The following is a 22,756-nucleotide window of genomic DNA, read 5'->3' on the forward strand; positions in this document are numbered from 1 at the left end:
AGGAAGGATTGCCCCATGACCGTCCATTCATCCGATATCGAAGGCGTAGACCTCGTCGTCCTTCCCCCCGTCCGCGATCTCGGTGACGGTTTCCAGGTCCGCCGCGCGCTGCCCACCGCGCAGCGCCGGATGGTCGGCCCCTTCATCTTCTTCGACCAGATGGGCGAAGCGGTGTTCCGCAGCGGCGAAGGCCTGGACGTGCGCCCGCATCCGCACATTGGCCTCTCCACCCTGACCTACCTTGTCGAAGGCGAGATCTTCCACCGCGACTCGCTCGGCTCGGCCCAGGCGATCCGCCCCGGCGAGGTCAACTGGATGACGGCGGGCAGCGGCATCGTCCATTCCGAGCGCACCTCTCCCGAAGTCCGCGCCAGCGGCGGCAAGCTGTTCGGCCTCCAGACCTGGATCGCGCTGCCCAAGGAAGCCGAAGAAATCGCCCCGGCCTTCGCCCATCACAAGGCCGACGAGATCCCCGTGACCGACGACGCCGGAACCCGCCTGACGCTGATCGCCGGCACCTCCGACGGCCTGACCTCGCCGCTCAAGACCTACTCCGACATGGTCTATGCCGATATCGTCATGCTCGACGGCGCGCGTTACCAGGTGAAGGCCGAGCACGTAGAACGCGCGATCTATGTCGTCGGCGGCGAAGTCGAAGTGGAAGGCCAGACGGGCAGCTTCAAGGAGACCGAACTGGTCGTGTTCAAGCCGGGCGCCGAAGTGATCCTGAGGGCCAAGGGCGGCACCCGCCTGATGCTGCTGGGCGGCGAACCGCTCCCGGAAAAGCGCCACATCTTCTGGAACTTCGTCTCTTCCTCGCTCGACCGCATCGAACAGGCCAAGGAAGACTGGAAGGAACAGCGCTTCGCCCGCGTGCCCGAAGAGCACGACTTCATCCCGCTTCCGGCCTGAGGAGCACCAGACCATGGCACATGGAACCGCGCATATCGGTGAGACCGCCTGGCGCACCGAGATCATGGTCGGCGGCCACGCGATCACCGCCGACGAACCGGAAGCGCTTGGCGGGCAGGGGGCGGGGCCGGCTCCCTACGACCTGCTCCTCGCCAGCCTCGGGGCCTGCACGGCGATCACTTTGAAGATGTACGCGGCTCGCAAGGCTTGGCCGCTGGTTTCGGTGGACGTGGATTTGCGTCTCAAGGGCTCGAAGGAAGAGATGCGGATCGAGCGGAAGCTCTCGATCGTCGGGCTGGATGAGGAGCAGAAGGCCCGGCTTGCGGATATCGCGGAGCGGACGCCCGTGACTTTGACTTTGAAGTCGGGGCTGGGGATCGAGACGGAGCTGGTTTGACGGGGAAGAGGAAGTCCTGGGGGATGATCCCCCAGACCCTCGGAATGTCATCGTCGCGCCCGACCTATCCGTATCGCGCTCCTTGCGGCGCAGCCAACAAGTCTCCCGACGCAGCCATGGGCACACGAGGCTGTCGGCCTGCGTGACCTGGACATTTCTGGGGGTGCAGGGGGGCCATGCCCCCCTGCTTTTGCTTTTCTCCACCCCCGCTTCTTCACCCCTTCTGGCGCAAGGCCGCCAGATCGATCCCGTGCTTGTTCACCTTATAATAAAACGTCTTGCGCGGCAGATCGAGCGCGCGGATGGCGGCTCCGATCTCCCCGTTCGCGGCGAGCACGGCGGCGACGATTTCCTCCCGTTCGAAGGCGTCCACGCGCTCGGTCAGGCCTTTTGCCGCCGAGGGTGAGGGGGTGGGCGAGGATTCGCCGAGGCCCAGCGCGAACTGTTCGGCGAAGTTGGCGAGTTCGCGCACGTTGCCCGGCCAGTCGTGGCGCTCCAGCATCGTGCGGACGGCAGCCGTAACCGGTGGCAGGTCGCGGCCGCTCCGGCTGGCGGCATCTCCGGCAAAGCGCGCGAAGAGCGGGGCGATATCCTCGCGGCGCTCGCGCAGCGGCGGCACGGAAAGGCGCATCGCGGCGAGGCGATAGAACAGCGGCGGCAGGAGCGCGGGCGGCGGGCCTTCGGCGGCGGTCTGGCTGGTGGAGATCACCCGCACGTCGATCGGCATGGCCTCGTCCCGGCGGCGTAGCGCGCGCTGTTCGACGAAGGGCAGCAGGCGTTCCTGCAAGTGCGCGGGGGCGCGATCTATGTCGTCGAGGTAGAGCGTGCCGCGATGCGCGGCGGCAAGTCCGGGTTCGGCGTGGCCAGCGCCCGTGAACAGCGGCTCCGCCAGGGTCTCGGGCATTCCGGCGCAGGCGAGGGGCAGGAAGCGCTGGCGTGCGCGCTTGCCGGAGCGGTGGATCAGGCGGGCGAGGAGGTCCTTGCCGGTGCCGGTCTCGCCCTCGATGAAGAGGTCGATATCGGCATTGGCGAGCACCGGGATCATCTCGCGCAGGCGGCGGATCGCGGGGCTTTCGCCGAGGAACACGGGGGCATCGCCGGCCTGCGCCAGAGTGCGCAAACGGCGGTTTTCGAGCGTCAGTGCGCGGGCGGTCGCGGCACGGTTCACGGCGGCGATCAGGGCGTCGGGTGCAAAGGGCTTGGTCAGGAAGTCCCAGGCACCGGCCTTGAGCATCTGCACCGCCATCTCGATGTCGCCATGGCCGGTGACGAGGATTACCGGCAGTTCCGGGTCGCGCTCGTGAAGCTGGCGGAAGAGTTCGGTGCCCGAGACATGCGGCATGCGCACGTCGGTGACGACGACGCCCGGCCAGTCGACGGACACGGCGGCAAGGGCGGGTGTGGCGGCAGGAAAATGCTCCACCTCGAAACCGGCGAGCCGGAGCAGTTGCGCGGTCGAGCGGGCCAGGTCCTCGTCATCTTCTACAAGGGCGATGCGGCGGAAGGATTCCATCAGGCAAGTCTCAGTTGCAGTTCGAAGGCGGCGCCGGTTTCGCTCGGCACCAGGCGCAGGGAACCGCCAAATTCCTGGGCGATATCCTGCGCGATCACGAGGCCGAGGCCGAGGCCCTCGGCGCGGCTGGTCACGAAGGGAGTGAAGAGGCGGTCGGCGATGTCGGGGGCGATGCCGGGGCCGTTGTCCGAGACGGTGAGGCGCAGGATTTCCTCTTCGATGGCCAGCCTCAGGGTGATGCGGGCATCGGGCTGGGCGGCCAGTGCTTCCGCGGCGTTCTGGAGCAGGTTCACCAGGATCTGTTCGAGCCGGACTTTGTCACCGCGCACCTTGAGGTCGTCGGGGATCGCGGGCGTGTCTAACGTCAGCGCGGCAAGGCGCTCCTTGAGCAGCAGTCGCGCACCGTCGAGGACTTCGGCCACCGACACCGCGCCTTCACGGCCGCTTGCCTTACGCGCGAAGCCGCGAAGCTGCGCAGTGATCACGCCGATGCGTTCGGCCATACGATCGATGGCGGAGAGGTTTTCATGCACCTCCACATCGGCGCCCAGGTCCAGCAACTGCCCTGCCGAACGGGCGTAGTTACGGATCGCGGCGACGGGCTGAGCGGTCTCGTGCGCGACGCTGGCGGTGACTTGCCCCAGCGTCGCCAGGCGGTTTGCCAGGCGCAGTTCCTCGCGCAGAAGCGCCGCGCGCTGTTCGAGGGTGGAGCGTTCCTCCATCTCCCGGCGCAGTTCGGCGGTCCGTTCGGTGACGGCGGTTTCGAGCAGCGCAGTGCGTTCGCGGCGGCGGCGGTTGCGTTGGGCCACCCACCAGAGCCCGCCGACGGCCGCGAGCGTCAGGATCGCCGCAACCGCCTGCGCGCTGCGCATCGGCGTCGTAACGGCGACGCGGATCGGCAGCGCGAGATTGACCCGCCATCGATCGGGATTGGGCGGGCTGGTGGCGAGCAGGTGGCGCGCGGTCCCACCGGGCTTGTGCAAGAAACCGTCCCATTCCCTCGTGTAAGGCGCAGGCGCCAGTCTGGGAATGCCGATGTCCGCCGCGATCGTCTTTTGCCGCGCAGCGGTGATGGGGCGGGTCATGGCGAAGCGCCACTCCGGGCGACTGGCCACGAGTATCACGCCATCGTGATTGGTCACGAAAGTCTCGCCGCCCGCCTTGCGCCACTGCGCCTCGATCCGGTCGAAATCGAGCTTGATCACGATCACGCAGTCTCCTGCCGCCTTGCGCGCAAGGTAGAGGCCCGGACGGTGGCTGACGGTCCCGAGTGCGAACTGCGCGCCGTCGCCGTGCTGCAAGGCATCGCGATAGTAGCGGCGAAAACGGTAGCCCCGCCCGACGAAGCTGGTGCCGTCGCGCCAGTTGCTGGCCGAAACAGCGAAGCCATCGTCGCCGACGAGGTAGATGGCGGCAGCGCCAATGCGACGTGCGAAAGCGTCCAGCTTGGCGTTCAGGCGCCGGTCGGCTCCCGGCTCGCCATTCGCGGCAGCGATGACGTCGCGGTCGTCGGCCAAGGCCTGCGGCAGCAGGCGGAAACGGGCGATCTCGCTGTCGAGCAAGGCCTGCCTGAGCCGGGCGTCGGCTTCGACCGAGGCGGCGAAGGCGGCGGAAGCGCGTTGCCGCACGATCTCTCCGGCAACACCTGCGGCGATCAGGGCGGCGGCAAAAGCGGCGAATAGCCAGGCGAGGCTGTGGCGGCGAGTCACGGCGCCGGTTTAGGCATATGCCGCGCAATGTGCAAATTTCGGCACATCGCTGCAGTACAATGTGCAAATTCCTGCGCAATGTCGATGCAGGGTTTCGCTTGAATCGCAGGAAATCAGCCGCTTGCTGATCATGCAAAAACTGCTTTGGCCGCAGGATGGAATCGAACACCTTTTGTCGAGCACACGACAGGGCGTAAGTCATGCGCGTGCAGAGAGAGGAAGAAAGGCCTGCCCATGCATACCCCCATCATCGACACGCATGAATCGTCTGCGCCGGAGCCGTCGGCACCTGGACGCTGGTACGGTCATCTCTATGTGCAGGTGCTGATCGCCATCGCGGCGGGGGTGACATTGGGCCACTTCTTCCCCGCGACCGGCGAGGCGCTGAAGCCGCTTGGCGATGCCTTCATCAAGCTGGTCAAGATGGTAATCGCGCCGGTCATCTTCCTGACCATCGTCACCGGCATCGCTTCGATGCGTGACTTGCGCTCGGTCGGCCGCGTTGCGGGCAAGGCGTTCGGCTACTTCTTCTTCTTCTCCACCCTGGCGCTGATCGTCGGGCTGATCGTGGCGAACGTGGTTCGCCCCGGTCACGGCCTGAACATCGATCCTGCCACGCTCGATGCCTCCAAGGTCGCAACTTACTCCGAGAAGGCGCACGACACTTCGATCACCGGGTTCCTCATGGAGATGATCCCGAACACGTTCCTGTCCTCCCTGACGCAGGGCAACATCCTTCAGGTCCTCGTCGTCGCCATTCTTTTCGGCATCGCTCTGGCTATGCTTGGCGACCGCGGCGCGCGTCCGCTTTCGCTGCTGGAGGACGTCTCGCTGGTGTTCTTCAAGCTCGTGTCGATCGTCATGAAGGCCGCGCCGATCGGTGCCTTCGGCGCCATGGCCTTCACGATCGGCAAGTACGGTGTGGGCAGCCTCGCCAACCTCGTCGGGCTGGTGGCGACGTTCTACGTCACATCGGCGCTGTTCGTGGTCGTGGTGCTGGGCCTGGTCGCGCGCTTTGCGGGCTTCTCGATCTTCTCGCTGATCTCCTATCTCAAGGCCGAACTGCTGCTGGTGCTCGGCACGTCCTCCTCGGAAAGCGCGCTGCCTTCGCTGATGGAGAAGATGGAGCGCGCAGGGTGCCCCAAGAGCATCGTCGGCCTCGTCGTGCCCACCGGTTACAGCTTCAACCTCGACGGCACCAATATCTACATGACGCTGGCGGCGCTGTTCATCGCCCAGGCCTGCAATGTGGAACTGACGCTGGGCCAGCAGGTGCTGCTGCTGGGCGTGGCCATGCTCTCGTCCAAGGGCGCGGCGGGGGTGACCGGCGCGGGCTTCATCACGCTCGCCGCGACGCTCTCGATCGTGCCTTCGGTGCCGGTCGCGGGCATGGCGCTGATCCTGGGGGTCGACCGTTTCATGTCGGAGTGCCGCAGCCTCACCAACTTCATCGGCAATGCCGTGGCGACGGTCGTCGTCTCGCGCTGGGAAGGCAAGCTCGACACCGAGCGGTTCCGCGCCGTGCTCGCCAATCGCGAGCCCGCCACGGCGCGCCCCGCGCTCGTCTGACCTGACCTGATCTGACCTGAACAGGCACGGGGCCTGAGGCCCCGCACAGGAACCACGACCATGAAGACAGTGCCTGCGCGGCTGCTTGCCGCCACCCTTTGCTGCGCCTCCATGACGGCTGGCTCTACGGCTCAGGCCGAAGAGACGAAAACCCCGATCTACCCGGTTTCCTCCAACGGCGACGGTGTCGTGATCAACGGCTACAGCATCTCCCGCTGGGCCGAGGACTGGCGGGTCATGGCCGACGACGGGAAGCGGGACGATCCGCTGGACCGGCTCAAGTTCCTGCCGATCGATGGCGACGGTGACATCTACCTGACGCTTTCCGGCGAGCTTCGCCTTCGCGTCAACCAGACCACCAATCCCAACTTGCGCGAGGCCGAGGCGCAGCGGCAGGACATCAGCCGCCTGGTGGCGGGGACGGACCTGCATGTCGGGTCGCACTTGCGCTTCTTCGGCGAACTGGCCCATGCCGGGCTGGCGGGCAGGAACCTTGGCACTCCGGCCACCAACATGCGCAACGGCCTCGTCGCCCAGCAATACTTTGCGGAGGCGCACGGGCAGGTCGCGGGGCTGGACGCGGGCATCCGCTATGGCCGGCAGGAGTTCGTCGACGGACCCAACCTGCTGACCTCGCAGCGCGACAACAACACGATCCATTACACGCTGAACGGTGTGCGCGCCTGGGTGCGCGGCAAGGCGGTGCGCGCCGACGTGTTCGACTTGCGCCCCACTGCCTATGGCGAGGACGGCATCGGCGATGACAGGAGCGACCCCGAACGCCGGTTCTCCGGCGTGACGCTGGGATACGCCGTGCCGAAGACGTTCCTTGGCGATTCGAAGCTCTTCGTCGATCCCTTCCTCTGGCGGCGGCGTAACGGCGTCGGCACCTGGGGAGGGCGGATCGGCCCGGCGACGCGCTGGTACGGCGGGGTCCACGTCTACGGCGATGCCGGGCCGATCCAGCTCAACTGGACGGTGAACCACCAGTGGGGAACGTTCATGGATCAGAAGATCGATGCCTGGCAGGTGCTGCTCGCCCAGTCCTGGCGTCTGGGGGCGTCGAAGTCCGCGCCGCGCATCGGTCTGAGTGCCGACTATGCCAGCGGCGGCGGCGACTATGGTGACGGCAAGCTGCGCGACGCCTACTCGCCTTTCGGCAACAACGTCTACTACAGCTACCAGCTTTACCTGACGCCCAGCAACTTGCGTTCCTTCGCGCCCACTTTCAGCTTCTCGCCGCTCAAGAACGTGAAAGTGAATGCCGAATACCGCTTCGCCTGGCGTGACAGTGTCACCGATGCGGTCTATCGGGCCAACGGCCAACCCTTTGCCGGCACCCAGAACGGCCGGGCGCGCAAGATCGCCGAACTCGCCCGCTTGCAGGCGGTCTGGCAGATTTCGCCGCGCGTTTCGTTCACCGGGCGCTACGAGCATCTCGAAGCCGGCCCCGCGCTGACCGATGCGGGGTACCGCAGCTCCGATTTTCTCGCGGGCTGGCTGAGTTTTCGTTTCTGAAGAAAGAAGGTCGCCGATGTCCCCCACCCGTCACGCCGCCGCCCGCGCTCTGCTGTCCGATCCCCTGACCAACAAGGGAACCGCCTTCACTGCCGAGGAGCGTGACGAATTCGGCCTGCACGGCCTGCTGCCACCGCATGTCGGCACGCTCGACAGCCAGATCGAACGCCGCCGCAAGGCGCTGGAGGAAAAGGAAAGCGACTTCCAGCGCTATGCCTTCCTGCGCGAGCTTCAAGACTCGAATGAGGTGCTGTTCCATGCGCTGGTGCAAAGCGATCTGCCGCGCATGTTGCCGCTGGTCTATACGCCGACGGTGGGCGAGGGCTGCGAGCGTTTCAGCGAGATCTGGCGCCGCCCGCGCGGGTTGTTCCTGAGCTATCCCAACAAGGAGCGCATCTCCGACATTCTGGCCGATCCCGCATATGACCGGGTGAAAGTGATCGTCGTCAGCGACGGCGAGCGGATTCTCGGCCTGGGCGACCAGGGCGCGGGCGGCATGGGCATTCCGATCGGCAAGCTGGCGCTCTACACCGCCTGCGCGGGTATTCACCCGTCCGAAGTCCTGCCGATCCTGCTGGATCTTGGCACCGACAATCATGCGCGGCGCGAAGATCCGCTCTATGTGGGTTGGCGCGCCCCGCGCGTGCGCGGGCAGGAATACGACGATTTCGTGGAGGCTTTCGTCAGCGCGGTGGACGATCGCTTTCCCGGTGTCCTGCTCCAGTGGGAGGATTTCGCGGGCAAGAATGCCTACGATCTGCTCGTGCGTTATCGCGGCCGCCTGTTGAGCTTCAACGACGATATCCAGGGCACTGCCGCAACCGCCGTCGGCACCTTGCTCGCCGCGATCGGCAGGACCGGGGTGCCGCTTACCGAGCAGCGCGTGGTGCTGTTCGGCGCGGGTGCAGCCGGCAGCGGCGTGGCCGAGATGCTGGTCCAGGCGATGATGGCCGACGGGCTCGACGAGAAAGCGGCACGCGCGAAGATCTGGGCGGTGGATCGCGACGGCCTGATCCTCTCCGACATTCCGCGCCTGCCGCAGCAGCAGTTGAAGCTGGCGCGCGATCCGGCGGAGATCGAAGGCTGGAACGTCAGCGGCCAGAACATGATCTCGCTTCAGGAAGTGGTCGCCAACGTCCATCCCACCGTGCTGATCGGCACTTCGGGCCAGAAGACGGCGTTCGACGAACGCACCATCCGCACGATGGCCGAGAAGGTCGAGCGGCCGGTGGTCTTCCCGCTCTCCAACCCGATCTCCCGCGCCGAGGCCCATCCGGCGGACGTTCTCGAATGGACCGGCGGCAGGGCGATCGTCGGCACCGGCAGCCCCTTCGGGACGCCGGGCGTCACGCAGGTCAACAATGTCTACATCTTCCCCGGCGTCGGCCTCGGCGCACTCGCCAGCGGAGCCACCGCCATCAGCGACGGCATGTTCATGGCCGCCGCGCGTCGCCTGGGGGAACTCAGCGACGACAGCCACGACGGCCTGTTGCCCGCCGTGACCGAACTTCGCCAGGTGGCACTGGAAATCGCCGTCGCCGTCGCGGTGCAGGCGCAGGCTGAGGGGCTCGCAACTGCCGAGCCGGCAGCATTGACGCGCGAGAGCATCGCCGCAAGCATGTGGCAGGCCCGATACGCCTGAGCGGAAGGAAACCGACGTGACCCCGGCAAGCCACACACTTACGGTTGGCCTTCTTGGCTATGGCTATGCCGGGGCGACGTTTCACGCGCCGCTGATCCGGGCGGTCGAGGGACTGGAGCTAGACCGCTTCGCCAGCCGCAGCCGAGACAAGGTTCTCGAACGCTTCCCGGAAGCGACGATCCACGAGGATTCGTCGGCCGTGCTCGGCGATCCGGCAGTCGATCTTGTCGTTATCGCGACGCCCAACGATACGCACTTCCCGCTGGCGGAAGCGGCGCTGCGGGCGGGCAAGCATGTCGTCGTCGACAAGCCTTTCACCCTGGACCTTGCCGAGGCGCGAGCGCTGATCGCGCTGGCCGAGAAGACCGGCCGTCAACTCACCGTCTTCCACAATCGCCGCTGGGACAGCGATTTTCGCAGCGTGCACAAGGCGATCGACGCAGGCCTGGTAGGCGACCCCACGCATCTGGAGATCCATTTCGACCGCTTCCGCCCGCAAGTCCGCGATCGTTGGCGCGAGGGTGACGGGCCGGGCGCCGGCGTGTGGTTCGATCTCGGGCCGCACCTTGTCGATCATGCACTGCTGCTGATGGGCCTGCCCGACTGGGTCACGGCTTCGCTGGCGCTCCAGCGCAGGGGCGCGCGCAGCGCGGATTGGGCGCATGTCGTGCTGGAATTCGAAGATCGCCGCGCAATCCTCCACGCCTCGATGCTGGTAGCAGGCGGCGTTCCGCGCTTCATCGTTCACGGCACGGGCGGCACCGCGTTGAAGCACGGCATGGACGTGCAGGAAAGCCAGCTGCTCGCCGGCATGACGCCGGGCGCACCCGGCTGGGGTGAAGACCCTGACCCGCTCGTGCTCTACGACGCCGAAGGACACGCCAGCCGCCTTCCGGCCGAGCACGGCGACCAGCGGGAGTTCTATCGGCTCGTGGCGGAGGCGGTGAGGGGGAGGGACGCCAATCCGGTGCCGCCGATCCAGTCGCTGGCGGTCATGGCGGTGATCGAAGCAGCCGAGCGGTCTGCTGCGGAAGGGTGCAGCGTGGAACTGCCGCTGACCGATGCCGAACGTGCTGCGTGGGTGGCGAGCCGGGCCTATGGGTTTACGCCCTAGCCCGACGGTCTACGCGGCCCTTCGTCATTGCGAGCGCAGCGAAGCAATCCTGAGTCGCAAACCGCACTGGGTTGATGCACCGAACCAGACGGCAACATCATCATACGTCACCTGAACTTGGTTCAGGATGACCTCTGGTTTCGTGAAGGTGGCCCGAGGATCGAGCCCGGAACGTCCGCCCTATTACCCACAAGAAAACGGGCCGCCCTTTCGGACAGCCCGTTCCTCATTCTTAAGCCGAAGCTTAGCCCGCAGGCAGGAGCTTACGGTCGCTGGCGATGCGGTTCATCGCCTTTTGCAGCTTCTCGAACGCGCGCACCTCGATCTGGCGGACACGCTCGCGGCTGACGCGGTAGACCTGGCTCAGTTCCTCGAGCGTCTTCGGGTCTTCGGTCAGGCGGCGTTCCATCAGGATGTCGCGCTCACGCTCGTTGAGGCCGTCCATGGCCTCGACCAGCATGGCGTGACGCACGGTGGCTTCCTCGGCATCCGCGACGGTTTCGTCCTGGAGCGGACGGTCGTCCGCGAGAACGTCCTGCCACTGGCCTTCGCCTTCCTCGCGCAGGGAGACGTTCAGCGAGGCATCGCCGCCCATCATCATGCGCCGGTTCATGTTGACCACTTCCTGCTCGGAAACGCCGAGCGTGGTCGCGATCTTTGCGAGGTCGTCCGGATGAAGGTCGGAATCCTCGTAGGCGTCGAGGTTCTTCTTCATCCGGCGAAGGTTGAAGAACAGCTTCTTCTGCGCGGCGGTGGTGCCCATCTTCACGAGCGACCACGAACGCAGGATGTACTCTTGAATCGATGCCTTGATCCACCACATAGCGTAAGTGGCGAGGCGGAAGCCCCGATCGGGTTCGAACTTCTTCACACCCTGCATGAGGCCGATGTTGCCTTCGGAGATCAGTTCCGAGACCGGCAGGCCGTAGCCGCGGTAACCCATCGCGATCTTCGCAACAAGGCGAAGGTGGCTGGTCACCAGCTGGCCGGCAGCCGCCGGATCCTCATGCTCCTTGTAGCGCTTGGCGAGCATGTATTCCTGCTCGGGCGCGAGAAGGGGGAACTTGCGGATCTCGGACAGGTAGCGGTTGAGGCTCTGCTCGCCGCCCAGTGCCGGCACCGCCGGGAGATTACGTTCCTTGCTCACAATATCCGTCCTTTCCGGTCGGCCCGCGGTCGAAGACCCTTGCGAGGCGTCTTAGCTTGGGGCCACCTTTTAAAGATAGCACATTAATCCGATTTCAGTGTCGCAGTTCATCGATCAGTGTCCGCATGTCGTCGGGCAACGGGCTGATGAAATGGACGTTCTCTCCTGTAACGGGATGGACGAAGCCAAGTTCCGCAGCATGAAGAGCTTGTCGGGTGAAACCGAGCCGCTGAAGAATCGGGCGAATCGCTGAAGGTGTACGACCATATACAGGGTCTCCCAGTAGCGAATGGCCGATTGACGACATGTGAACGCGCACCTGATGGGTGCGCCCGGTTTCCAGGCGGCACTCCACCAGACTCGCGTTCTTCAGGGCTTCGAGCGTGCGGTAATGGGTTACTGCATGTTTGCCGCGCCCATCCTCCACCAGCGCCATCTTCTTGCGATTGACGCTCGATCGGGCGATCGCCCCGCGCACCGTTCCGGCGGCCGGGATCGGGCGACCGGACACGACGGCCCGGTAGGCGCGTGCGATCGAATGGTCCGCGAACTGCACCGCCAGCCCTTCGTGCGCCTTGTCCGTCTTGGCCACCACCAGCAGGCCCGAGGTGTCCTTGTCGATCCGATGGACGATCCCGGGCCGCGCTACCCCGCCGATGCCGGAAAGCTGGCCTCGGCAATGATGGAGCAGGGCATTGACCAAAGTGCCGTCGAGATTGCCCGCAGCCGGATGGACGACCAGACCCGCCGGCTTGTCCACGATGATCAGGTATTCGTCCTCGAACACGACGTTGAGCGGAATGTCCTGCGCGACCGCTTCGGCCGGGGCGGCTTCGGGCACGTCGATCGCGAAAGCCGTGCCGCCCGCCACCTTGAGCGAGGCCTGCGAGACCGGCTTGCCCGCCAGCAAGATGCGGCCTTCGCTCATCAGCGCCTTGATGCGTTCGCGCGAAAGTCCGCTGGCGTCGGCCAGCGCCCTGTCCAATCGGCCGCCTTCGCTGCCGATGAACCCCTGAATGATATTTTCGGAAGCCCCCATTGCCTGTAGGATTTGGGGATGAATGTTGAAGTGACAAGTGACGTGATCGCAAGATTGCGTGAAGAATCCGACAAGGCCGACCCTCAGGAGTGTTGCGGCATTCTGACGGGCCGGGAGGATCGCATAGAAGGGGCGATCCCCGCCGCCAATGTCGCCGCTGACCCTGCGCGCCACTTCGAGATCGATCCGGCCACCCTCCTGGCGGCGCACCGCGCGGCGCGACGCGGCGGTCCCGAGGTGCTGGGATACTATCACTCCCATCCCGTGGGCCACCCGGTGCCATCGGCGACGGATTGCGAACATTCCACCGGCGATTTGCGCGTTTGGGCGATCATAGCGACCGGGCAGGTTGCATTCTGGCGCGATACCGGGAATGGATTTGCGCCCGTGACATACCATATCGTCGGGCCAACGGCCTCTCTTGGCCAGAATCCGAATGCCTGAACTCCATCGACCGTTAAAAGGGAAGTCCCCAGTCCATGACGACCAGCTCGCTCGAACTTGCCAGCCTGCTATGTTCGCGCCTGTGCCATGACATGCTCAGCCCGGTCGGTGCGCTGACCAACGGGCTGGAGCTGCTCGCGGATGAAAAGGATCCCGAAATGCGCCAGCGCTGTTTCGAGCTACTGGACCAGAGCGCGCGCATCTCGGCCGACAAGCTGAAGTTCTTTCGCCTCGCCTTCGGTGCGGCGGGGGGCTTCGGTGAAATGGTTCCGGTCAGCGAGGCCCGCGCCCTGATCGATGCGCTGGTGGCCAACAATGCTCGCATCGTGCTCAACTGGGCGCTCGCCAGCGACATGTTGCCCAAGCCGGCGGTGAAGACGCTGCTCAACTTCGGCCTGATCGGCATCGAGGCCCTGCCGCGCGGCGGCACGCTCGATCTCGCGGCGGAATTCCGCGACGGCATGAGCGAGATCGTCGTGCGCGCGGCGGGCCCGCGCATCGCCTTCGATCGCGACATTGGCCGCGCCTTGGAAGGAGCTCTGCCGGAAGGCGACCTTTCAAGCCGCACGGCACCTGCGGCGATGATCCAGCAACTGGCGCACGGGCAGGGCGGCAAGCTGCAATATGCCCTGGCAGAGGATGCGCTGGTTCTCGGCGCTGTGCTGCCCGGAGCCTGATGGAATAGGGGGCGGGGAAAGGACGATGAACCGCTGGCTGGTCAATCGCACGGTCGCCTCGCCCAATTTCAACGAGCGCAAGCTGCCGATTTCGATGGTCGTGCTGCACTACACGGGCATGAAATCGGCGGCCGAGGCGCTCGAGCGGATGTGCGACCCCAAGGCAGAGGTCTCGGCGCATTACATGATCGACGAGGAGGGCGTGGTCACTTCTCTCGTGCCGGAGAACAAGCGGGCATGGCATGCCGGGCGGTCCTACTGGCGCGGGGTGACGGACGTGAACTCCGCCTCGATCGGCATCGAGCTGGTCAATCCCGGGCACGAATGGGGCTATCGGCCGTTTCCGGAAGCGCAGATGGAAGCATTGCTTCCGCTTCTCGCCGACATCGTCAAGCGTAACGACATCCCGCGCGGCAATGTGGTTGGCCATTCCGACATCGCGCCGGCCCGCAAGCAGGACCCCGGCGAGTATTTCGACTGGGCGCGTCTGGGCGAACTCGGTCTTGCGCTGAAGATTCCCGCCGCGAAGATGAACCTTTTCTACGACAATCCCGGCGCGTTCTATCTCGCTCTGGAACGCTTCGGCTACGATATTTCCGATGGCCGGGCGGCGGTCACGGCATTCCAGCGGCGCTGGCGGCCCGAACTGATCGACGGGCAAATCGACGGCGAAATCGGCGCAATTCTGTTAGAACTGCTGTTGGAGCGGGACACCGGCCGTGCTACGTGAGCGCCCGCACCGGGGAGCCGGGCAGCCGCGGGCGTCATTTCGGCGCGCGAGGAAAGTCCGGGCTCCACGAAACAAGGGTGGCGGGTAACACCCGCCGGGCGAGTCGGGTTTTCAGGCCCGGCGAAGCTTAGGGAAAGTGCCACAGAGAGCAGACCGCCTCGCCAACAGGGTTCATCCCTTGCGGCAGGTAAGGGTGAAAGGGTGCGGTAAGAGCGCACCGCGCTTCCGGTAACGGAAAGCGGCATGGCAAACCCCACTCGGAGCAAGACCGAATAGGGGCTGCGCGCCGTCTTGAACGGCGGGTTCGTTTCGGACCCAGGCAGCCCGGGTTGGTCGCTTGAGCGGCGCAGCAATGCACCGCCTAGAGGAATGGCTGCCGCCGCGGCGTAAGGTCCCTCCTTGGGGAGACCACGCCAGGTACAAAACCCGGCTTACAGGCTCCCCGGTGCGTTTTTATGACAAGGCTGGAGTCCCGCTTGTCCGCCCCTGTCATTGCGAGGCGGCGAAGCCGACACGGCAACCCAGAGCGGATCTGCGACGAACTCCGGAACGCTTCGCTACGCCGGAAATGACGAAAGGATGGCGCGCAAGTCAGGCTTCCGCCGCGACCTGCACGGAAATGCCGTCCGCGCCTTCGCAAGCCTGGATGAACCAGCGCTCGCTACCTTGCAGACCGATCGCGGTGAGCCGGCCGTGCATATAGGCGCCCGTATCGATGCCGACGCGGTTGCTGCGAAGGGCGGGCTCCTCGGTGATCGTATGTCCGTGAACGACAAATCCGCCGAACTCGCCATTATGGCTGAGGAAAGGCTCGCGTATCCAGCGGCAGTCATGCCCGAGCTGGTTGTCCAGCGGCGTGCCCGGACGTACCCCGGCATGGACGAAGACATAATCTCCCAGGCGAATCATCTTCTGGAAGCTGTCGACGAAATCGAAGTCCAGCTGCGGAATGGCGTCCATCGCCGCGCGGTGCAGGTCTTCGAGTTCGGCTTCCCGCACGAAGTCCGGATCCAGGCCATAGGACAGGATCGTTTCACGGCCACCGAATTTCAGGAAGCTGCGGAAAGCATCCAGCTTGTCGCGCGAGACCAGGAGCATTTCCTCATGATTGCCCTGGATGAATTCGACGTCGCGGCGGCGGGCAAGCGCGCGGGCCGCGGCCAGCACTCCGGCACTGTCCGGCCCGCGATCGATCAGGTCGCCGAGGAGGATGACGAGGCTGCGAGCACCATTCCTTTGGCTATCGTCGCGCTCGATGGCGTCGATCAGACGCTCGAACAGGTCGAGCCGCCCGTGGATATCGCCGATCGCATAGACGCGCTGTCCGGCGGGCAGTTCGGGAAGGCGGGCGCTGGGAGCGCGGCCGAGCAGGTTTCTGATCTTCGCTAGCATGCGTCGGTTCGGTTATAGAAAGCTCCGCCGCCGCCGACAAGCGGCGCGCCTTGGCTCTTGCCGCTCGTAAGGCGAGCCGTTGTTCGCTCTTGATAGCGGCGACCCGCAGTCCCATCTGCCCGTCCGCTTGACGCCTCCGGCCGGCAAGGTCACGAGGCTGACGGAAGGGGGAAAGGGTGACGCCGCTCACCTTTACGCCCTAGATACATGCGCCGAATTGAAGGAAATCCCGTGACGAAGTACCTCCACACGATGATCCGCGTGACCGATCCGGACGCGACTATCCGCTTCTTCGAACTGATCGGCCTCAAGGAAACGCGCCGCTTTTCGAGCGAGCAGGGCCGCTTCACGCTCATTTATCTGGCGGTGCCGGGTGAGGAGGCGGAAGTCGAATTGACCTATAACTGGCCGGCCGAGGATGGATCCTTCGAGGAATATGCCGGAGGCCGCAATTTCGGCCATCTCGCGTTCCAGGTCGACGACATCTACGCCACCTGCCAGACGCTCGCCGATGCCGGCGTGACGATCAACCGCCCGCCGCGCGATGGGCACATGGCCTTCGTCCGCACGCCGGACGGTATCTCGGTAGAGCTGCTTCAGGATGGCCGCCTCGATCCTGCCGAACCCTGGGCTTCGCTGCCCAACATCGGCAGCTGGTAAGAACGGGTTAGTTAACATTGTGAAATAAACGCCTGTTCATTGGTGCGGCGCGACAAGCCGCAATAGCTCCCGCTGCGCAATGAAGTTCGGATTCCTGGCGCAGAATCGCGCGCCGGTAATCCGGGCCTGGATCTTTTGCGATCTTAGCGGGGGCTAACATGGGATTGGCGGAACCAGTTCGGCAGGCGCTGTCAGGCCTGCTCATGATCGAGCAGGAATTGCTGCTCTTTGCCGGTTTCTGGGTGCTCGTCGGCACTGTCGACGAACTGGCGGTGGACTGCTGCTGGCTATGGTTCCGCCTGACGGGCCGCGCCAGGACCGGCACGATATCGCGTGACGAGGCTCAGGCGCCCCTGCGGGGAAAAGCTGCGATCTTCATCGCCGCCTGGCAGGAAGATCAGGTGATCGGTCATACGATCCGCCACGCGCTTTCCGCATGGCAGCAGGACGATTTCACGCTTTACGTGGGTTGCTATGGCAACGATCCCGCGACCGTCACTGCCGCGATCGAGGGCGCTGACACCGATCCCCGCATACGCGTGATCATTCATGAGCGCGCTGGCCCGACCACCAAGGCGGACTGCCTGAACCGGCTCTATCGCGCTCTTTGCGACGATGAGAAGCGATCCGGGCGCGCTTTTCGCTGCGTCATCCTCCACGATTCGGAAGACATGGTTCATGCTGCCGAACTCGCGGTGGTCGATGCGGGACTCGTTTCGGCCGATTTCGTCCAGCTTCCCGTGCGGCCGGAGCCGCAGCCGGCGTCGCGCTGGGTGGGCGGACATTACCTGGACGAATTCACCGAAGCGCATACCAAGTCGCTGGTGGTGCGGGACGGGCTCGGCGCCGCGATCCCGGCTGCTGGAGTGGGGTGCGGTTTCGCCCGCGACATGCTGGAGCGGATCGCGCAAAGTCGCCTTGCAGCCGGCAATCCCGGACCATTCGCGGCCGAGTGTCTCACCGAGGATTACGAACTCGGCGTGCTCGTCTCTCGCGCGGGAGGGCGTTCGCGATTTCTGCGGGTGCGAGACGCGCAAGGCGATCTGGTCGCGACCAGAGCCTACTTTCCGGCCCGCTTTCGGGAATCGATAAGGCAGAAGACCCGCTGGATACATGGAATCGCCTTTCAGGGCTGGGAACGGCTCGGCTGGGAGGGAGGGGGCGCAGACACCTGGATGGCCCTGCGCGATCGGCGCGGACCGCTCACCGCGATCGTACTTGCCTGCAGCTATGCGCTGATCCTGGTGGAGGGTGTTCTGGGCGTGCCGCGAATCTTCGGTTGGTCGGCAAGCATGCCGCCGCCGCCGATCCTGGGGTGGATGATCGCGATAGGCCTGTTCAGTCTGATCTGGCGCAGTTTGATGCGGGCTCTGTTCACCGGCCGCGAATACGGCCTGGCGCAAGGGTTCTGGGCGATCCTGCGCATTCCCGTGGCCAACTACATCGCGATCATGGCGGGCCGGGATGCGCTGTCTTCCTACGTCAAGACGCTGCGAGGCGGGCAGGTCATCTGGGACAAGACGCGGCATGACGCACATCCTGCCGCCGCCGGTGGAGTGCTTGCAGCATGAGCGTGGCACAGCAATTTCGCGGTCAGCCTCTCGTCGCCCTGCTGGCGGTGCTCGCCGGCTGGATGGGCGGGCGGGTGTCGACCTGGGACGGTTCCTGGCCCACTGAAGCCAAGGCAATCCATGCTGCCCCTTTCCATTCCAGCGGCTCGATTGGACTTGGCAGTTCAGACGGCGACGAGCCCTCGGCCGGCCCGATCACTCCTCCGGGGGCAGGTCTCTACCCGCCCGGGGGATATTGGGGCGCGGGGCAGGCCGGGTATGGGGTGCCGACAGGGCAGCCCTATCCCGTGTTCGTGCGCGTACCCGTCCGGGACGGCGCCGCGAACGCGCGCGTGCCGGAAGGCGCACGGATGCCGCTGACAGGATATGGCCTGGAAGCGGGCTATGGCCCGCGGCAGCAACCCGGCTTTCGCTATGCTTCGGCGCAGTTTGCCGGCTTGGACGAAGAGCCCGTGCCCCGCGGCAATGCGCGGATGCCGACCGGCCTCCCGCCGCTCTCGCAATTAGGCGCGCAGCCTTATCCGCCTTCGACGGTCGGCCCCAATTCTGCCGCCAAGCCGCCGCTTCCCAGGCGATGGTCGGCGGACTCCTGGGCGATGTATCGTCCTGACGGCGCGGGTCCGATCACCAATGGAGTATTTCCGGCTACATATGGCGCCAGCCAGACCGGTGCCGTGTTTCGCTACAAATTCGCTCCCCGCGATCCCCGGCAGTTCACCGCCTATATGCGGACGACGACGACGCTCAATTCGGCGTTTCGACAAACCTCTGGAGCGTTGGGCTTGTCCGCAAGACCTCTTCCATCCATCCCGGTGATCGCCGCCGTCGAGGGAAGATTGACGGAGCAGGGCGGCATCCGCCGTTTCCAGCCTGCGGCGATGGTGGTCAGCGAACTGCCGCCGTTCTCTCTGCCGGGCGGGCTGCGCGGAGAGGCTTACGGGCAGGCCGGCTATGTGGCGGGAGGATTTGCCACGCCTTTCGCCGATGGGCAGTTCCGCGCCGATCGCTCGCTTTTCGCGTCGGGGGGCTTCGAAGCGCGCCTCGGTGGCGGAGTCTGGGGCGGGGTGCAGAAGGGCGCGGGCAGGTTCGATGCCGGTCCTTCGGCAATGCTCGCCTTCCCTCTGGGACGCGGGGCTTTCGGTCGTCTGGCGGCGGACTGGCGGTTCCGCTTGGCCGGGGACGCCGAGCCGGGCTCGGGACCGGCAGTCACTCTATCCGCAGGTTTCTGATTCCCGGCTTTCCTAGAGCCTGTTGCTGCGTTAGCGAGAGGGGTGGAATGGATGTTTACCTCCCCATAGCCAATCTCTCGGTCAACGGTCTCATCATCGTCGGCCTGGGAGCGATCACGGGCCTGCTTTCAGGCATGTTTGGCGTGGGCGGCGGCTTTCTGACCACGCCGCTGATGATCTTCTACGGCATCCCGCCGACCGTGGCGGCAGCCTCGGCGGCGAGCCAGGTCACCGGCGCCAGTGTATCGGGCGTCTTCGCCCATACGCGGCGCGGCGGCGTGGACTATCATATGGGCGGAGTCATGGTGGCCGGCGGCATCGTCGGCACCGGGATCGGCGCCGGGCTGTTCAGCCTGCTGCAACGACTCGGCCAGATTGATACGGTCATCAACATCCTCTATGTGCTGATGCTCGGCTCCATCGGCGGATTGATGGCCAAGGAAAGCATTCAGACGATCCGCGCCGAACGCTCCGGAGTCCCGATCGCCGCGCGCAAGCGACGGCACCATCCGATGGTCGCCAGCCTGCCGCTGCGGTGGCGGTTCTATCGCTCCGGGCTTTACATCTCTCCTCTGGCGCCGCTGCTGCTCGGCATCGGCACGGGCATTCTCACGATGCTGATGGGCGTGGGCGGCGGGTTCATCCTGGTCCCCGCGATGCTCTACATCCTGGGCATGAGCGCCAACGTCGTGGTCGGCACTTCGCTGTTCCAGATCCTGTTCGTCACCATGGCAACGACGATGATGCATTCGATGACCACCCATGCCGTGGACATCGTCCTGGCATCCTTGCTGCTGCTGGGCTCGGTCACGGGCGCGCAGCTTGGCGCGCAGTTCGCCCAGAAGGCCAGCCCGGTGAAGCTGCGCCTTGTGCTCGCGATCATCGTCCTGCTGGTGGCGGGACGGATGGCGATCGGCCTCGGCTACCGCCCGGACGAGATCTACACGGTCGCTCCGCTGTGAAGCGCCGCCTGGGATCGGCGTTCGCACTCGTGGCGGCACTGCTGCTGGGCGGTGCGCGCGATCCGATCCTGGTGCCCGAAGTGTCGCAGCACGAGGTCGATCTCAGGCAGGGTTTCACCGGCACCGAACTGCTGCTTTTCGGAGCGATCCTGACGCCGGAAGGCTCCCGCGCCGCGCAAGACTACGACATCGTCGTCGTGCTGAAAGGGCCGACCCAGTCGATCGTGCTGCGCGAAAAGCAGAAAGTCGCCGGCATATGGATCAATGTGGACAGCACGGAACTGCGTTCGGCTCCTTCCTATTATGCGCTGGCGTCGACCCGGCCGATTAAGGACATCGTCGACGACAAGACCGCCGCGATCTACGAACTTGGTCTCAAGTGGCTGCAACTTTCCCCTATCGGCGCCATCGATCCCGGAGAGCAGACGCGCTTTTCCGATGGCCTCGTCGACCTGAACCGCCGCAGCGGGCTTTACCGCGAGGAAGAGGGCGGCGTGAAAGTCAGCGAACAAGTGCTCTACCAGGCCCGCATCTGGTTGCCCTCGCAAGTGCCGACAGGCACTTACACCGCAGAGACTTACGCCGTTTCGAACGGACGCGTGGTGGCATCGGCCAGCAGCCAGGTCGAAGTGCGCAAACTCGGGTTCGAGCGTGCCACCGCTAACTTTGCGCAGGACTACGGCTTCGCTTACGGCATGCTGGCCGTTCTGGTGTCCATCGGAATGGGCTGGCTGGCGGGCCGCCTTTTCGCCCTTCGTTGATTTGCCCGGAAAGCCGCTTAGCCGGAAATTAACCGCCCCATTCTACCGTTGCCCCGATTGCCGGTTCGGGGGCCTCAATGAACGAAGTGCGAATGCAAGGCTTCAATCCTCTGGCCGCTCCGCAGCGGGAGTTTGCCATGGGGGAGAGCGGGCACATGCCGATCGGCGTGGTCCTCGAGATTTCCGGTGCAGGAACGCGCATTTCCCTCGATCTCGATCGCCTGAGCGCGGCGGCGCAGGATGGAGATCCTTCTATCGCCATGGCCGGGCAGGTCGGTAGCCAGGTCAAGATCCGCGTCGGCTCGGGCTGGCTGCTCGCCAGCATCCGCAATCAGAAAAGCGATACGACCGTGCCGGGCGGCATCGTTGCCGATGCGGACTTCCTCGGCGAAGGGGTGGAAGAGCCTTCGACCGGCCGCATCCACGGATTTCGGCGCGGCGTGACTCGCTATCCCACGCCTGGGGCGCTGGTCTATCCCGCCGGCACGGGCGACTTGAGGCAGGTCTACGCCGGCGACGGGCGGCAGGCGATTCAGATCGGTACCGTCTATCCTACCAGGGACATCCGCGCGGGGCTCTACATCGATGCCCTGCTGGGCAAGCACTTCGCGCTGCTGGGTTCGACCGGCACCGGCAAGTCGACCAGCGCCGCGCTGCTGCTTCACCGGATCTGCGAGCAGGCCCCGGAAGGTCATATCATCATGATCGATCCGCACGGCGAATATGCCGCGGCCTTCCGCGACACCGGCGTGATCCTCGACGTCTCGAACCTGCGGATGCCCTATTGGCTTATGAACTTCGAGGAGCACTGCGAAATCCTCGTCACGGCTCACGGCGAGGAGCGGCAGCTCGACTGCGAGATCCTCGGCAAGTGCCTGCTGGAGGCGCGATCGCGCAACCGCCTGGCCGAGCAGATCGGCAAGATCACCGTGGATTCCCCTATTCCCTATTTGCTGTCCGACTTGTCCGTGATCCTCGGCAACCACATGGGCAAGCTCGACAAGGGGCACTCCAGCGCGCCTTACATGCGGCTCAAGAACAAGCTGGACGAACTCAAGGGCGATCCGCGCTACCAGTTCCTGTTCTCCGGCATGCTGGTGGGCGACACGATGGCGGAGTTCATCTCCACGCTGTTCCGCCTGCCCTCGCGCGGGCGGCCGATCTCGATCATCGACGTGTCCGGAGTGCCGTCCGAGATCACCCGCACGGTGGTGGCCGTGCTGAGCCGCATGGTTTTCGACTTCGCGGTGTGGGCGCGAGAGGAAAGGACGCGGCCGATCCTGCTCGTCTGCGAGGAAGCGCATCGCTACGTTCCCAGCGAGAAGAATGCGGACGGTTCCTCCGTGGGCCGCATCCTCTCCCGCATCGCCAAGGAGGGGCGCAAGTACGGCATCGCGCTGGGCCTGATCACCCAGCGCCCCTCCGATCTTGCCGAAGGCGTGCTTTCGCAGTGCGGTACGATCATCGCCATGCGCCTCAACAACGACCGTGACCAGGCTTTCGTCCGCGCCGCCATGCCGGAAGGCGCGCGCGGGTTCCTCGATGCGATTCCTGCGCTCCGCAACCGCGAGTGCGTGATCTGCGGCGAGGGCGTGGCCATTCCGGTCCGCGCCGCTTTCGACGATCTGGAAGAATCCAGGCGCCCGGCCTCCGCCGATCCTTCGTTCACGCAGCTGTGGAGCACGTCGGGGGGCGAGGAGGACATGGTCCTGCGCACCGTCCAGCGCTGGCGCGCCCAGGGCCGCTAGACACCGCGCGCTCAGATCGGGC

20 protein-coding genes and 1 other RNA gene are annotated in these 22,756 nt (G+C 65.3%); 16 read left to right on the forward strand and 5 right to left on the reverse strand.

Going from position 1 to position 22,756, the window contains the following annotated elements; all coding sequences use genetic code 11:
- Positions 1–15: 15 nt before the first annotated feature.
- Both L284_RS38335 and L284_RS38340 read left to right on the forward strand, forming a co-directional pair.
- On the forward strand, positions 16–912 hold the full coding sequence (locus L284_RS38335) for a pirin family protein (protein ID WP_021234678.1): 897 nt from the start codon (positions 16–18) through the stop codon (positions 910–912).
- Positions 913–925: 13 nt separating this feature from the next.
- Positions 926–1,309 (forward strand): OsmC family protein, encoded by a 384-nt coding sequence (locus L284_RS38340; protein ID WP_021234679.1) that lies wholly within the window; start codon positions 926–928, stop codon positions 1,307–1,309.
- A gap of 214 nt (positions 1,310–1,523) precedes the next feature.
- Here L284_RS38340 and L284_RS38345 read toward each other — a convergent pair whose 3' ends face one another.
- Together L284_RS38345 and L284_RS38350 are read right to left on the reverse strand one after the other, a co-directional pair.
- Positions 1,524–2,822: a sigma-54-dependent transcriptional regulator gene (locus L284_RS38345; RefSeq protein WP_021234680.1), complete on the reverse strand. Its 1,299-nt coding sequence runs from the start codon at positions 2,820–2,822 to the stop codon at positions 1,524–1,526.
- Positions 2,822–4,531 (reverse strand): sensor histidine kinase, encoded by a 1,710-nt coding sequence (locus L284_RS38350; RefSeq protein WP_021234681.1) that lies wholly within the window; start codon positions 4,529–4,531, stop codon positions 2,822–2,824. Before L284_RS38350 ends, L284_RS38345 begins: the two co-directional genes overlap by 1 nt.
- 234 nt (positions 4,532–4,765) lie before the next feature.
- On the opposite strand from L284_RS38350, the gene L284_RS38355 reads away from it, so the two are divergent.
- From L284_RS38355 to L284_RS38370, 4 genes are read left to right on the forward strand one after another with little or no spacing between them, the layout of a single operon-like run.
- Positions 4,766–6,100 (forward strand): dicarboxylate/amino acid:cation symporter, encoded by a 1,335-nt coding sequence (locus L284_RS38355; protein ID WP_021234682.1) that lies wholly within the window; start codon positions 4,766–4,768, stop codon positions 6,098–6,100.
- A gap of 60 nt (positions 6,101–6,160) precedes the next feature.
- The gene (locus tag L284_RS38360; RefSeq protein WP_031342518.1) at positions 6,161–7,618 is read left to right on the forward strand and encodes an alginate export family protein; all 1,458 of its coding nucleotides are present in this window, start codon (positions 6,161–6,163) and stop codon (positions 7,616–7,618) included.
- Between the two features lie 16 nt (positions 7,619–7,634).
- On the forward strand, positions 7,635–9,260 hold the full coding sequence (locus L284_RS38365; RefSeq protein ID WP_021234684.1) for an NAD-dependent malic enzyme: 1,626 nt from the start codon (positions 7,635–7,637) through the stop codon (positions 9,258–9,260).
- A gap of 16 nt (positions 9,261–9,276) precedes the next feature.
- Complete coding sequence (locus tag L284_RS38370; RefSeq protein ID WP_021234685.1) at positions 9,277–10,374, forward strand: oxidoreductase; 1,098 nt, start codon at positions 9,277–9,279, stop codon at positions 10,372–10,374.
- Between the two features lie 244 nt (positions 10,375–10,618).
- Here L284_RS38370 and rpoH read toward each other — a convergent pair whose 3' ends face one another.
- Both rpoH and L284_RS38380 read right to left on the reverse strand, forming a co-directional pair.
- Positions 10,619–11,521 carry an RNA polymerase sigma factor RpoH gene (gene rpoH, locus L284_RS38375; RefSeq protein WP_021234686.1) on the reverse strand — a complete coding sequence of 301 codons (903 nt, stop codon included), beginning with the start codon at positions 11,519–11,521 and terminating at the stop codon, positions 10,619–10,621.
- Between the two features lie 94 nt (positions 11,522–11,615).
- The gene (locus L284_RS38380; protein ID WP_021234687.1) at positions 11,616–12,560 is read right to left on the reverse strand and encodes an RluA family pseudouridine synthase; all 945 of its coding nucleotides are present in this window, start codon (positions 12,558–12,560) and stop codon (positions 11,616–11,618) included.
- Between the two features lie 18 nt (positions 12,561–12,578).
- Between L284_RS38380 and L284_RS38385 the strand changes: the two genes are divergently transcribed.
- From L284_RS38385 to rnpB, 4 genes are all read left to right on the forward strand, one after another.
- Positions 12,579–13,004, forward strand: a complete 426-nt coding sequence (locus L284_RS38385) for a M67 family metallopeptidase (RefSeq protein ID WP_021234688.1) — start codon at positions 12,579–12,581, stop codon at positions 13,002–13,004.
- A gap of 35 nt (positions 13,005–13,039) precedes the next feature.
- Complete coding sequence (locus L284_RS38390) at positions 13,040–13,681, forward strand: histidine phosphotransferase family protein (RefSeq protein ID WP_021234689.1); 642 nt, start codon at positions 13,040–13,042, stop codon at positions 13,679–13,681.
- 25 nt (positions 13,682–13,706) lie between these two features.
- Positions 13,707–14,411, forward strand: coding sequence for an N-acetylmuramoyl-L-alanine amidase (locus L284_RS38395; protein ID WP_021234690.1), 705 nt, complete (start codon positions 13,707–13,709; stop codon positions 14,409–14,411).
- 9 nt (positions 14,412–14,420) lie between these two features.
- An RNA gene (gene rnpB / locus L284_RS46915) (RNase P RNA component class A) lies at positions 14,421–14,861 on the forward strand.
- A 141-nt stretch (positions 14,862–15,002) separates the two neighbouring features.
- On the opposite strand, the gene L284_RS38400 is transcribed toward rnpB, so the two are convergent.
- Positions 15,003–15,803 (reverse strand): metallophosphoesterase, encoded by an 801-nt coding sequence (locus L284_RS38400; protein WP_021234691.1) that lies wholly within the window; start codon positions 15,801–15,803, stop codon positions 15,003–15,005.
- A gap of 231 nt (positions 15,804–16,034) precedes the next feature.
- On the opposite strand from L284_RS38400, the gene L284_RS38405 reads away from it, so the two are divergent.
- The 6 genes from L284_RS38405 to L284_RS38430 all read left to right on the forward strand — a co-directional run bounded on the left by L284_RS38405 (position 16,035) and on the right by L284_RS38430 (position 22,734).
- A complete protein-coding gene (locus tag L284_RS38405; RefSeq protein ID WP_031342524.1) occupies positions 16,035–16,463 on the forward strand; it encodes a VOC family protein in 429 nt (142 codons plus the stop codon).
- 158 nt (positions 16,464–16,621) lie between these two features.
- Positions 16,622–18,034 (forward strand): glycosyl transferase family protein, encoded by a 1,413-nt coding sequence (locus L284_RS38410; RefSeq protein WP_021234693.1) that lies wholly within the window; start codon positions 16,622–16,624, stop codon positions 18,032–18,034.
- The gene (locus L284_RS38415; protein ID WP_021234694.1) at positions 18,031–19,263 is read left to right on the forward strand and encodes a hypothetical protein; all 1,233 of its coding nucleotides are present in this window, start codon (positions 18,031–18,033) and stop codon (positions 19,261–19,263) included. The genes L284_RS38410 and L284_RS38415 overlap by 4 nt, the downstream gene beginning before the upstream one ends.
- Positions 19,264–19,310: 47 nt before the next feature.
- Positions 19,311–20,225 carry a sulfite exporter TauE/SafE family protein gene (locus tag L284_RS38420; RefSeq protein WP_021234695.1) on the forward strand — a complete coding sequence of 305 codons (915 nt, stop codon included), beginning with the start codon at positions 19,311–19,313 and terminating at the stop codon, positions 20,223–20,225.
- Complete coding sequence (locus L284_RS38425) at positions 20,222–20,986, forward strand: TIGR02186 family protein (RefSeq protein ID WP_021234696.1); 765 nt, start codon at positions 20,222–20,224, stop codon at positions 20,984–20,986. The genes L284_RS38420 and L284_RS38425 overlap by 4 nt, the downstream gene beginning before the upstream one ends.
- Before the next feature lie 137 nt (positions 20,987–21,123).
- A complete protein-coding gene (locus L284_RS38430; RefSeq protein ID WP_235054418.1) occupies positions 21,124–22,734 on the forward strand; it encodes an ATP-binding protein in 1,611 nt (536 codons plus the stop codon).
- Positions 22,735–22,756 lie beyond the last annotated feature (22 nt).

Source organism: Novosphingobium lindaniclasticum LE124 (assembly GCF_000445125.1).
Taxonomy (GTDB): Bacteria; Pseudomonadota; Alphaproteobacteria; order Sphingomonadales; family Sphingomonadaceae; genus Novosphingobium; species Novosphingobium lindaniclasticum.

Bases quoted from the DNA above. Each gene is read 5' to 3' on its own strand.
- L284_RS38335 (WP_021234678.1), top strand. From the start codon at position 16: ATGACCGTCCATTCATCCGATATCGAAGGCGTAGACCTCGTCGTCCTT.
- L284_RS38340 (WP_021234679.1), top strand. From the start codon at position 926: ATGGCACATGGAACCGCGCATATCGGTGAGACCGCCTGGCGCACCGAG.
- L284_RS38345 (WP_021234680.1), bottom strand. From the start codon at position 2,822: ATGGAATCCTTCCGCCGCATCGCCCTTGTAGAAGATGACGAGGACCTG.
- L284_RS38355 (WP_021234682.1), top strand. From the start codon at position 4,766: ATGCATACCCCCATCATCGACACGCATGAATCGTCTGCGCCGGAGCCG.
- L284_RS38360 (WP_031342518.1), top strand. From the start codon at position 6,161: ATGAAGACAGTGCCTGCGCGGCTGCTTGCCGCCACCCTTTGCTGCGCC.
- L284_RS38365 (WP_021234684.1), top strand. From the start codon at position 7,635: ATGTCCCCCACCCGTCACGCCGCCGCCCGCGCTCTGCTGTCCGATCCC.
- L284_RS38380 (WP_021234687.1), bottom strand. From the start codon at position 12,560: ATGGGGGCTTCCGAAAATATCATTCAGGGGTTCATCGGCAGCGAAGGC.
- L284_RS38385 (WP_021234688.1), top strand. From the start codon at position 12,579: ATGAATGTTGAAGTGACAAGTGACGTGATCGCAAGATTGCGTGAAGAA.
- L284_RS38390 (WP_021234689.1), top strand. From the start codon at position 13,040: ATGACGACCAGCTCGCTCGAACTTGCCAGCCTGCTATGTTCGCGCCTG.
- L284_RS38395 (WP_021234690.1), top strand. From the start codon at position 13,707: ATGAACCGCTGGCTGGTCAATCGCACGGTCGCCTCGCCCAATTTCAAC.
- L284_RS38400 (WP_021234691.1), bottom strand. From the start codon at position 15,803: ATGCTAGCGAAGATCAGAAACCTGCTCGGCCGCGCTCCCAGCGCCCGC.
- L284_RS38410 (WP_021234693.1), top strand. From the start codon at position 16,622: ATGGGATTGGCGGAACCAGTTCGGCAGGCGCTGTCAGGCCTGCTCATG.
- L284_RS38415 (WP_021234694.1), top strand. From the start codon at position 18,031: ATGAGCGTGGCACAGCAATTTCGCGGTCAGCCTCTCGTCGCCCTGCTG.
- L284_RS38420 (WP_021234695.1), top strand. From the start codon at position 19,311: ATGGATGTTTACCTCCCCATAGCCAATCTCTCGGTCAACGGTCTCATC.
- L284_RS38430 (WP_235054418.1), top strand. From the start codon at position 21,124: ATGGGGGAGAGCGGGCACATGCCGATCGGCGTGGTCCTCGAGATTTCC.